At 71.9% G+C, this 8,780-nt stretch carries 6 protein-coding genes and 1 tRNA gene; 3 read left to right on the forward strand and 4 right to left on the reverse strand.

The window, feature by feature from the left end:
• The first annotated feature begins 33 nt into the window (after positions 1-33).
• From LCD31_RS18315 to LCD31_RS18325, 3 genes are all read left to right on the forward strand, one after another.
• Positions 34-107: transfer RNA gene (locus LCD31_RS18315), tRNA-Thr, on the forward strand.
• A gap of 789 nt (positions 108-896) precedes the next feature.
• Positions 897-1,730, forward strand: coding sequence for a DUF4231 domain-containing protein (locus tag LCD31_RS18320; protein WP_224959736.1), 834 nt, complete (start codon positions 897-899; stop codon positions 1,728-1,730).
• Between the two features lie 166 nt (positions 1,731-1,896).
• A complete protein-coding gene (locus LCD31_RS18325) occupies positions 1,897-2,628 on the forward strand; it encodes a hypothetical protein (protein WP_224959738.1) in 732 nt (243 codons plus the stop codon).
• A 61-nt stretch (positions 2,629-2,689) separates the two neighbouring features.
• Here the strand turns inward: LCD31_RS18325 and LCD31_RS18330 are convergent, their stop codons facing one another.
• From LCD31_RS18330 to LCD31_RS18345, 4 genes are all read right to left on the reverse strand, one after another.
• Positions 2,690-3,931 (reverse strand): DNA polymerase III subunit delta', encoded by a 1,242-nt coding sequence (locus tag LCD31_RS18330; RefSeq protein WP_224959740.1) that lies wholly within the window; start codon positions 3,929-3,931, stop codon positions 2,690-2,692.
• Positions 3,932-4,027: 96 nt separating this feature from the next.
• Positions 4,028-6,982 carry a type I DNA topoisomerase gene (topA, locus tag LCD31_RS18335; protein WP_224959742.1) on the reverse strand — a complete coding sequence of 985 codons (2,955 nt, stop codon included), beginning with the start codon at positions 6,980-6,982 and terminating at the stop codon, positions 4,028-4,030.
• A 190-nt stretch (positions 6,983-7,172) separates the two neighbouring features.
• Positions 7,173-7,757: a hypothetical protein gene (locus LCD31_RS18340; protein ID WP_224959744.1), complete on the reverse strand. Its 585-nt coding sequence runs from the start codon at positions 7,755-7,757 to the stop codon at positions 7,173-7,175.
• 96 nt (positions 7,758-7,853) lie between these two features.
• Entirely contained in the window at positions 7,854-8,525 is a 672-nt protein-coding gene (locus LCD31_RS18345) for a hypothetical protein (protein ID WP_224959746.1), read from the reverse strand.
• Positions 8,526-8,780: the final 255 nt, after the last annotated feature.

Genomic DNA, 8,780 nt, shown 5'->3' on the forward strand with positions numbered 1-8,780 from the left:
CGTCGCGGCCACCCGCTACACTTGCTCCGCAACGCCGCCTTAGCTCAGTCGGCCAGAGCGACGCACTCGTAATGCGTAGGTCGAGGGTTCGATTCCCTCAGGCGGCTCGCCGAGAAGACCGCAGGACCACCCCGGTGGACCTGCGGTCTTTTCTTCGTCCTCCCCCGTCGGCTCCGCGACCGCGCGCCCGCCGTGACCGCGACCGGCTTTCCCGGGCCCCCGGCAGCAGTCCATTCCCGGAATGCGCGGGACCACCCATTCCCGCCACCGGCCGCCGAATTGCGCATTCGACGAAAGCCCGCGGAGATCGTCCCGCCCGCCCTCGGGCATTCCGCCACACCGAACTGAACTGCCGGAACGGCGAATCCGGCAGAATCGGCCCCGCCCGCGCGAGGGACGCGCGGACGGGCACCACCTCCCGTTCGGAACTCCCGGAAAAGCCATGCGCGAACCGCGCCCCGAAATACGTGCCGAGACCGGACGAGACCAGGATCCGAACGGGTCCGAGCACCACGCGCACCGCTCCGCCGCGCCACCCCGGACCACCTGCGACACCGGCCGCCGCGACACCGGGGAATCCCCCGGCACGCGCCCCCGCGCCCCATAGCAGGCAGGTGCGATGCGCCGACCGTGGCCCACGTGGTTGGGCCGGACGGGTGCGCTGCCACAGTGGAGAGCCCCGATCCGGGGCGAGTAGTCGCGGCGACTGAGTACTTGCGCCATCGGCTGTTATCACTGGCAGGTTTCGGCGAAGATTCCTCCCGGCCGACCTGCAGTGATCACATGGCGCAACAGGGTGTAGGCCGATCAGCCCAATCAGCTATCACCCGACCGGTCGATTGTCGTCGTACTTGGGGAACTACTTCGATCACAGTGACGCCGGAAGGATCGATGTGATGGAGCGTTGGGACGCGGGCACGGGCATCATTGGGGGCGGGGTCATCGCCGGGGAAACCCAGCCGCAGGACTGGGAGCGCCGCATCAGCGAGCTGTCCGAACAGCTCTACCGAGCGCGCATCCTGCAACGACTCCTGCTGATCTGGACCTGTCCGGGGAACGTGGCCCTCGCCGGACTCTCGATCTCCGGGATCGTGCTGCTCGCACCACCGGTGGCGGTCTCGGTGCTGGCCGTGGCGATCCCGGTCGGCTCGGTCGCCGCGTCGGGGCGCATCGCCTACCGGCACCACTTCGCGGTGCGCGCGGTCGCCTCCGAACTGCGCGAGCTGGAACGCGCGCACCGCGAGCACCAACTCGACGAGTGGAACGCGGGCGACCTGCTCGGCATGCGCAAGCGCTACCGGGCCGACCTGCCGGACGTGATCGAGCGCTACCGCGCCGAAGCGGGCAGGCACCGCTGGAAGGACCACGTGCTGCACACCGTGGTGATCGCCGGCTCGATCATCAGCGCCACCGTCACCGCGGCCTCCGCCGCGGTCGTCGGCGCGCGCTGGGCCGCGGTGGCGATCAGCCTGCTGGTGGCGGTCGCGGCGGCGTTCGGCGGCTACGCGAAGTACCGGGAGCGCGCGGCGAGCCTGCAGCAGACCGCCGACGTGCTCGAACGCGAGTACCACTCGGTCGAATTACGCGCGGGCCGCTACAGCAGGTTCGACGACGAAGGCGACGCGTACGCCGAATTCGCCGACACCGTCGAGTCGCTGCGCGAGGAGCAGGCGAAGCGCCAGCAGCACCTCAACCAGTCCATCGACGTGACCTCCGTCGCCGGACAGTAGTTCCAAGATCTTCCGCCTCACACGAACGGGTCGGAAACCGGCCGCTCAGCGCACTCCCCGTCGACGCACCGCGACGGCTGTGATCGCTGATTAGTGGCCGGTCCCGGCTCCGTACGCTGCGACCTCTGGCGCACAGGTGAGGGCCTGTGCAGAGAGGAGCAAGGCGATGAAACGCAGCCTCACCACGGCCGCCGCCGTGCTGGCGGGCGCCGGCGCCGTCGGTTTCGCCGGCACCGCGCACGCCGACTCGCAGTTCCCGGCCGAGCTGCCGGTGGACAACGGGGTCGCCCAGACCGCCTTCCACGCCGCCGGAACCGTGCACGGCGTGCAGCAGACCGTCGGCGACGTGGTGCGCGCGCCGCAGGCCCTCGCCGAGCAGGCGGGCACTGCCACCGGCCGCACCGGTGACGGCAACGTCATCGGTGACGCGCTGCAGGACTTCACCCAAGCCCACACCCATCCGGTCGCCACCCAGGGCGCCCACCTCCCGATCGGCGGCGTCATCCCCGCCCAGCAGAGCGCCCGTTCCGGCGCGACGCCGGTGGACGGCCTCGCGAAGGACGAGAACGTGCGCGGCATCGTCGACACCATCGACGACTTCGGCACCTCGATGATCGGCCTCATCAACGCGCTGCCCGCGGACCAGGTGAACACCACCACCGACTCCCAGAGCGGGCAGCCCGGCAAGCCCGGCACCAGCGGTCAGAACGGCTCCAACGGCGAGGACGGTGGCGACACCACCGCCACGGCCCCCACCACCAAGCCCACCGTGGGCGGCACGCCCAAGGGCGGCCTGCTCGACCTGAGCAACGCGGGCGGTGCGGTCGGCAAGCCGCTGGCCGACGGCCTCAGCGGCACCCCGTTGGCGGGGCTCGCCAACCTCGATCAGCGCGGCTGATCACGCAAGCCACGGCCCCCGCGCTCTGGGAGGAGAGCGCGGGGGCCTTTCCCTGCGCCCGTCAGCCGTGGTGCAGGGTCGCGACCATCGCCTCCACCGCGATGATCGGCTTCACGTTCTGGGTGAGCGCGGTGCGGCACTCCAGCACCGCCTCCAGCCGCCGCAGCGTCGACTCCGACGTCCACTGCGACGCGGCCTTCGCCACGTCCGAGGCGTAATCCGGGTGGTTCAACGACGCCGGTGACCCGGACCGGGAGACCAGCACGTCGCGGTAGAACCCGGCGAGGTCCACCAGCGCCAGGTCCAGGGCGTCGCGCTGCGAGCGCGTCGCGCGCGACTTCTGCTTCTTCTCCAGCTCCTTCAGCGCCGCGTTCGCGCCGCGGGTCGCCGAAGCCGTGCCCTTGCCGGTGCCGCCCGCACCCATCGCGGTGCGCAGCTCGTCCTTCTCCGCCTCGTTGCGGTCCTCGTTCGCCGAGGTCGCCTCCGACTCGGAGGACCTCACCAGCCCGCTCGCCGCGGTGAACACGTCCGAGAACCGGCGCAGCCCCACCGGGATGCTCAGCACCCGGTCCCGCCGCTCCCGGGCCTCCGGATCGGTGGCCAGCCGCCGAGCCCGCCCGATGTGCCCGCCGCACACCGAAGCCGCCCACCGGGCCATCTCGTCGCCGACGTCGTCGCGCTCCCGCAGCACCTCGGCGATCGACCCGGCCAGCGGGGTGCGCAACTGCATCGCGCGGCACCGGGAGCGGATCGTGACCGGCACGTCCTCCGGGTGGTCCGACGGCGCGCACAGCAGGAAGACCGTGCGCTCCGGCGGTTCCTCCACCGCTTTCAGCAGCGCGTTCGCCGCGCCTTCGGTGAGCCGGTCGGAGTCCTCGATCAGCACCACCCGCCACTGGCCGGTGGTGGGGCGGCGCGCCGCGGCCTGCACCAGGGCCCGCATCTCGCGCACCGAGATCGTCAAGCCCTCCGGCACCACGACCTTCACGTCCGCGTGGGTCCCCGCCACCACCGTCCGGCACGCCGCGCAGCGGCCGCAGCCCGGCGCCTCGCCCGGTTCCAGGCACTGCAGCGCGGCGGCGAACGCCCGGGCGGCCACCGAACGACCCGAACCGGGCGGCCCGGTGAACAGCCACGCGTGCGTCATGGCGCCCGCGGGCGCGGGCTCGCCGCGGACCTGGAGGTGGGCGGCCTGCGCGGCGGCGAACAGCGTGCGCACCGCGTCGGGCTGGCCGACGATGTCCGCCCACACCCCGGTCGCCGGGGGGACTTCGCCCGCTACCGGGTCGGGGACCTGCGCCACCACGTCACCTCCGGGGTCGTCGCGCCGCCTGCGTCGACACGCACTGTACGAGGCCGCGCCGACACCGGATCAGCGACCCGACGCCCGGAGCCGCGGTCAGCTGCCGCTGGTGGACGAGGTGCTGCGGCTCGACGAGGACGAGCGGGAGCCGCTCGCCCGGGACGCCGGGCTCTTCGCCGACTTCGCGGTGCTGCTCTTCGCCGCGCCGGACTTCGCGGTGGTGGACTTCGACGTCCCCGACTTGGTCGCGGTCGACTTCGACGCCGTCTTGGTCGTCGACTTCTTCGCCGTCGTCTTCGTGCCGGTGCTCTTCGTCGACTTCGCCGTGCTGGTCTTCGCGGTCGACTTCGTCGTCTTCTTCTTCGCCGGGGCCTTCGCCCGCCGCTCCGCGATCAGTTCGACGGCCCGGTCCATCGTCAGCGACTCGACCTCGTCGCCCTTGCGCAGCGAGGCGTTCGTCTCGCCGTCGGTGACGTACGGACCGAACCGGCCGTCCTTGATGACCAGCGGCTTGCCGGTGTCCGGCTCGTCGCCGAGCTCCCGCAGCGGCGGGGCCGCGGCCCGGCGGCCGCGCTGCTTCGGCTGGGCGTAGATCTTCAGCGCCTCGTCGACGGTGACGGTGAAGATCTGGTCCTCGGTCTCCAGCGACCGCGAATCGGTCCCGCGCTTGAGATACGGGCCGTAGCGGCCGTTCTGCGCGGTGATCTCCTCGCCGGACTCCGGGTCGGTGCCCACCACCCGCGGCAGCGACAGCAGCTTCAGCGCGTCGTCGATGGTCACGGTGTCCAACGACATCGACTTGAGCAGGCTGCCGGTGCGCGGCTTCGACTTGTCCCCTTCGGGGAGGACCTCGGTGACGTACGGGCCGAACCGGCCCTCCTTCGCCATCACCTCGTGCCCGGTCGCCGGATCGGTGCCGAGGCTGCGGCCCTCCATCGGCGTCGCGAACAGCTTCTCCGCGACCTCCGAGCTGAGCTCGTCCGGCGGCAGGTCGTCCGGCAGGTTCGCCCGCTGCGACTCCTCCGCGTTCAGCGGACGCTCCAGGTACGGGCCGTAGCGGCCCACCCGCACGTAGACGGTGCGGCCCTCGTCGTCGGTGAACATCGGGATGGAGTTCACCTCGCGCGCGTCGATCTGCTCCACGCTGGAGCCGACGAGCTTCTTGAGCCCGCCCGCGCGGCCGATCGAATCACCCGGCCCGACCTCGCCGCCGAAGTAGAAGCCGGACAGCCACTTGGTGCGCTGCTGGCGGCCCTCGGCGATGCGGTCCAGCTCGTCCTCCAGCGCCGCGGTGAAGTCGTAGTCCACCAGCCTGCCGAAGTGCTGCTCCATCAGCCCGACCACGGCGAACGCCACCCAGGACGGGACCAGCGCGGAACCCTTCTTCCACACGTAGCCGCGCTCCTGCACGGTGCTGATGATCGACGCGTAGGTGGAGGGGCGGCCGATGCCCAGCTCCTCCAGCGCCTTCACCAGGCTCGCCTCGGTGTAGCGGGCCGGCGGGTTCGTGTTGTGGCCGTCCGGCTCCAGCTCGGCGGCGGTGATCGCCTGGCCCTGGCTGAGCCGCGGCAGCCGCGATTCGGCGTCGTCGGCGACGCCACCGGCCTCCGAGTCCACCGATTCCACGTACGCCTTGAGGAACCCGGCGAAGGTGATCGTGCGGCCGGACGCGGCGAACGTGCACTCCTCACCGGAGGTCGCCGTACCGGTGATGCGCACCGACAGCGTGGTGCCCTTCGCGTCCGCCATCTGCGAGGCGATGGTGCGCTGCCAGATCAGCTCGTAGAGCTTGAATCCGTCCACGTCCAGCTCGTTCGCGACCTGGCCGGGGGTGCGGAAGCTCTCGCCCGCCGGGCGGATCGCCTCGTGCGCTTCCTGGGCGTTCTTGACCTTGCGGTTGTACTGGCGGGGCTGCGGCGACAGGTGGCTGTCCCCGTAGAGCTCCCTGGCCTGGTTGCGCGCCGCGGTGATCGCCGTCTCGGACAGCGTCGTCGAGTCGGTTCGCATGTAGGTGATGTAGCCGTTCTCGTACAGCCGCTGCGCGGTGCGCATCGTGCGATCCGCCGAGAAGCGCAGCTTGCGGCTCGCCTCCTGCTGCAGGGTGGAGGTCATGAACGGCGCGTACGGCTTCCGCGTGTACGGCTTCTCCTCGACGCTGGAGACGCTGAGCCGGGCGTCGGTCAGCGCCGCCGCGAGGCGCCGCGCCGCAGGCTCGTCCAGCGGCTTCACGTCGGCGTTCTTCAACCGGCCGTCCGGGCCGAAGTCGCGGCCGGTGGCCACCTTCGCCCCGTCCACGGTCACCAGCCGGGCGCCGAAGCGCGGCGGCTCGGCGCTCGCCCCGGCGTCCATCGTCGCCGAGATGTCCCAGTACGAGGCGGGCACGAACTTGATGCGCTCCCGCTCCCGCTCGACCACGATCCGGGTCGCCACGGACTGCACGCGGCCCGCCGAGAGCTTCGGCATGACCTTCTTCCACAGCACCGGGCTGACCTCGTAGCCGTACAACCGGTCCAGGATGCGACGGGTCTCCTGCGCGTCCACCAGGTCCTGGTCGAGGTCGCGCGGGTTCGCGGCGGCGGCCTGGATGGCGGATTCGGTGATCTCGTGGAACACCATGCGCCGCACCGGCACCTTCGGCTTCAGCGTCTCCATCAGGTGCCAGGCGATGGCCTCGCCCTCGCGGTCGCCGTCCGTGGCGAGGTAGAGCTCGTCGACTTCCTTCAGCGCGTCCTTCAACTCGCTGACCGTCGACTTCTTGTCCGCGGTCACCAGGTACAGCGGCTCGAAGTCGTTCTCCACGTCCACGCCGAGGCGCGCCCAGGACTGGCCCTTGTACTTGGCGGGCACGTCGGCGGCGCCGCGCGGCAGGTCGCGGATGTGGCCGCGGGAGGACTCGACCACGAAGTTGGTGCCGAGGTAAGAGGCGATCTTGCGTGCCTTGGCCGGGGACTCGACGATGACCAACCGCCGACGTCCGGAGTCCGTCCCGCCGGAGGACCCCGAAGCCCGGCCGTTACCGCCGCTCTGCTTCGCCCGTGTCGACCCAGCCACGCTTACCTGCTCTCTTCTCGCGGAGGCGTCCGATCCGCCAGTGTGCACCGCATACCACCCCGGATGCCGCACCCAGGGACGCACAGCGTGGCACACAACACGCCTGCGCTCGCGTCTTCCGTTCCGTACGAACGTATCGGGTGCCGGTCCTGTTCCGTTGCGTGACCTGCCCCGACCTGTGGCGTGATCGTCAGGAGACGAGCGGCCACGTTCGCTCGATCGCACCATCGGGGGTCGGACCGACCAGCTCCGCGAGCCGCTCGATCCGGCGCCGTCCGGTGACGCGCAGCGCTGGTCCGCCCGCTCGCGGACCCGTGCAGCGCGCGGGCAGTCCGGCCCTGGCCAGAGCCGCCGCCAACGGCTCGTAGGTCTCCGGCGCGTGCGGGTCCAGGCCCAGCAGGTACCCGCCCGGCACCGGCCTCCCCGCGGTCAGCGCCCACAGCCGCAGCGCCGCCCCGTCGGGGGCGAAGTCCGCGGGGACCGACTTCACCGCGCCGCGCAGCCACTGCCCGGCCAAGCCGGTCAGGTCGGCGCGGAACGCGGTGCGCACCAGCGGGTGTCCCTCTTCGGAGCGACCGAGCTCGGCGGCCACCCCGCGGTCGGCGCAGGCGCGCGCCAGCGACCGGGCGCGCCAGTCGTCGGCGACGACCACGGACAGCCGGGCCGCGGTGCCGCGACCGAACCCGACGGCCTGGCCCGGGCCGCACAGCAGTCCCGCGAGGTCGGCCACCCGGGGGTGGCGAGCCTCCGCGGAGAAGAAGGACAGCTGGTCCACGATGCGTGATCGTAGAACGTCCGTTCGAGCTTGACCAGGGCCCTCCGCCCGGACGAGGGATCGATCGACCTCGTTCGGGCGGAGTCGCCTGCCGGGTCAGCCCGGGGGCTGCTGCTGGGGCTGCTGTTGCTGCTGCTGTTGCTGGAGCTGCTCCTGCTGAGCGGCCGACTGCGTCAACTGCTGGCACTGCGGCGCCTTCATCGCGGCGTCGTTGAGCTGCTGGTTCTTGGAGAACTCGGCGAACTGCGCGCTGAAGTCGAGCTGCTGGCCCTTCTTCAGCTCCTCCTGCACCCCGGTCATGCCCGTGGTGAACGCCTGCTCGTTGGAGGTGTCGACCTGCTCGGCCTTGCCCTTCGCCGCGGAGAGGATGTCGCGGACCTGGGTGAATCCGTCCACGAACGTGGTGGCCACCTGGTCGGCGCCCGCGATCGGCGACGGGCCGATCCGCTGGAGCCCGGTGACCGTCTGGTCCGCGGCGTCGTGCGCAGCGGTCATCTGCGCGATGGACGACGCCTTGAAGGTCTCGGTGTTCGTCTTGTCCACCTGCGGGGCCTGCTGCTGCGAAGCGGAGAAACCGCCGACGAGACCGCACAGCTCGCCGGTCCAGGCCACGCCGTCGGAACTCGCCTGCGCGGGCTTGCCCTGCTCCTGCTGCTGGGGCTGCTCCTGCTGCTGCGGGGCGGGCTGCTGCGGTTCGCCCTGGGAGCAGCCGGCCAGCGCCAGCGGGACGGCGGCGAGCACCGCGACGGAGGTCGAACGGATATTCATGCGCATTCCCTCAGGTCGGGTCGGCGTGCTCCCCGACTCTCCCGCACCAGCACGGCCGCCCCCGGAACCGGGGCCCCGCCGACCGGAGTCCGCCCAGCGCACAGCGGAGGGGCGCCCGACGAGCACGCCGAACGCCCCTCCACCGCACCGCCGCCCCGCGCGGGGCGCGCCGCGGGCCCCCCTAACGGGGCGGCCGTGTCGCTGTTGGGGGGGGGGGGGGGGGGGGGGGGGGGGGGCGGGGGGGGCCCCGGGGGG

The organism is Saccharopolyspora sp. 6M, assembly GCF_020176775.1.
GTDB lineage: Bacteria > Actinomycetota > Actinomycetes > Mycobacteriales > Pseudonocardiaceae > Saccharopolyspora_C > Saccharopolyspora_C gregorii.